This window comes from Spirillospora sp. NPDC049652, from assembly GCF_040675125.1.
Lineage (GTDB): Bacteria > Actinomycetota > Actinomycetes > Streptosporangiales > Streptosporangiaceae > Spirillospora.
This window is the reverse complement of sequence record NZ_JBFAOF010001088.1, coordinates 1-2,206: the sequence shown is the minus strand read 5'-3', so window position 1 is coordinate 2,206 and position 2,206 is coordinate 1. Positions and strand designations below refer to the sequence as shown.

Genomic DNA, 2,206 nt, shown 5'->3' with positions numbered 1-2,206 from the left:
AGCCCGGCGAGCGCGATCGCCGCCGCCAGCCCGCCCGCGCCGATCATGACCCGGAAGCCCCAGTAGGCGACGGGGATGATCGGCCGGTAGTCGCCCGGCCCGTAGAGCTGCTGGTACTCGGCGTTCAGGTCGTTGATGCCCTTGACCTCGCCGTCCCAGCTCCCGGTGCCGAGGAAGGACAGCAGGTGCGGGACCTGGACCTGGAAGAGCGGGCGCGAGCCGTCCAGGGTGCCGATGGTGAGGACGGAGAACGACGCGGGCTTCTCGTCGTGGTAGAGCGCCTCGGCGGCGGCCATCTTCATCGGCTGGGTCTCGGTCATGACCTTGCCGAGGAAGTCGCCGGAGATGCCGACGCCGATGAACCCGACGAGGGTGGCGACGAGCCCGAGCCGGAACGAGGTCCGCATGACCTCGACGTTGCGCTTGCGCGCCAGGTGCCAGGCCGCGATGCCGGAGATCAGCACTCCGGCGGTGACCCAGCAGCCGAAGATCGTGTGGGGGAACGTCGCCAGGGAGACCTTGTTGGTCAGCACCGCCCAGAAGTCGGTCAGCTCGGCCCGGTTCCGCACGCTGTCGAACCGGTAGCCGACCGGATGCTGCATGAACGAGTTGGCGATCAGGATGAAGTAGGCCGACAGCATCGTGCCGATGGCCACGATCCAGATGCACGCCAGGTGCAGGATCCGCGGCAATCGGTCCCAGCCGAAGATCCACAGTCCCAGGAACGTCGACTCCAGGAAGAACGCCAGCAGCGCCTCGATCGCCAGCGGCGCCCCGAAGATGTCGCCGACGAACCTGGAGTAGTCCGACCAGTTCATACCGAACTGGAACTCCTGCACGATCCCGGTCACCAGGCCCATGCCGAAGTTGATGAGGAACAGCTTCCCCCAGAACTTCGTGGCCTTCAGGTACCGCTCGCTCCCGGTGCGCATCCACGCGGTCTGCAGGATCGCCACCAGCAGCGACATGCCGATCGTGACCGGCACGAACAGGAAGTGGTACACGGTGGTCACACCGAACTGCCACCTCGCGAGAAGCAACTCGTCCACGCCTTGCCTCCTCGATCTACTACAGAGCGTAGATCTACTACACAGCGTAGAACTTGACCGCACCGACCCGGGCGAATCGGACTGTGACTCCGGTCGCTTGCCGCCGATTTGGCGAGTTCTTGACCGAGCCGGGTTCGGGGCGGGCCCTCCCGGGCCTGGCCCGATAGCCTGGACGCATGCCGCTCTCTCAACCCGGACGCGACTGGGCCGCGCCCGTGGCCCGGGGCCCGGTGGACGCCGTGGTCCCGCTGCCCGGCTCCAAGTCGATGACGAACCGGGCGCTGATCCTCGCCGCGACCGCCTCCGGCTCGTCCCGGATCGGGCGCCCGCTGGCCAGCCGCGACACCCGGCTCATGGCGCACGCCCTGCGCTCGCTCGGCGCGGACGTCCTCGAGGTGGACGCGGCGGGCCCGGAGGCCGACGCGGCGGGCGCCGCCGAGGAGGTGCGCGGCTGGCTGGTCGACCCCGGCGAGCGGCTGCGCGGCCCGGCCGAGATCGACGTGGGCCTCGCCGGGACGGTCATGCGGTTCCTGCCGCCCGTCGCGGCGCTCGCCGACGGCGACGTCTCGATCGACGGCGACCCGTACGCCCGCAGGCGCCCGATGGGCCCCATCCTGGACGCGCTGCGCGCCCTCGGCGCGGAGATCGACGACGGCGGGCGCGGCGCGCTGCCGTTCACCGTGCGCGGGAGGGGCGGCCTGCGCGGCGGCACGGTCACCCTGGACGCGTCGGCGTCATCCCAGCTCATCTCGGGTCTGCTGCTGTCCGCCCCGCGGTTCGACAACGGCCTGGAGGTGCGGCACGAGGGGCCGCCCGTGCCGTCCGCGCCGCACCTGGCGATGACCGTCGCCATGCTGCGCGAGGCCGGGGCCACCGTGGACGACTCCGAGCCCGACGTCTGGCGGGTCGCGCCCGGCGGGCTCAAGGGCCGCGACTGGGACATCGAGCCCGACCTGTCGAACGCGGCGCAGTTCCTCGGCGCGGCGCTGGTGACCGGCGGCCGGGTGACGGTGCCGGGCTGGCCGGCCGCGACGACGCAGCCGGGCGACGCGCTGCGCTCCCTGCTCGCCGAGATGGGCGCCGAGATCGACCTCGGCCCGGACGGGCTGACCGCGCGCGGCGGCTCCGGCTTCCAGGGCCTGACCGCCGACCTGCGC

At 71.6% G+C, this 2,206-nt stretch carries 2 protein-coding genes; one reads left to right on the top strand and one right to left on the bottom strand.

Annotation, left to right across the window (positions count from 1 at the left end):
- The coding region (locus AB0J52_RS37225; RefSeq protein WP_500187639.1) for a cytochrome ubiquinol oxidase subunit I at window positions 1-1,049 on the bottom strand (1,049 nt) is incomplete at its 3' end.
- A 176-nt stretch (window positions 1,050-1,225) separates the two neighbouring features.
- Here AB0J52_RS37225 and AB0J52_RS37220 point away from each other — a divergent pair.
- On the top strand, window positions 1,226-2,206 hold a 981-nt coding region (locus AB0J52_RS37220; protein WP_500187638.1), incomplete at its 3' end, for a 3-phosphoshikimate 1-carboxyvinyltransferase.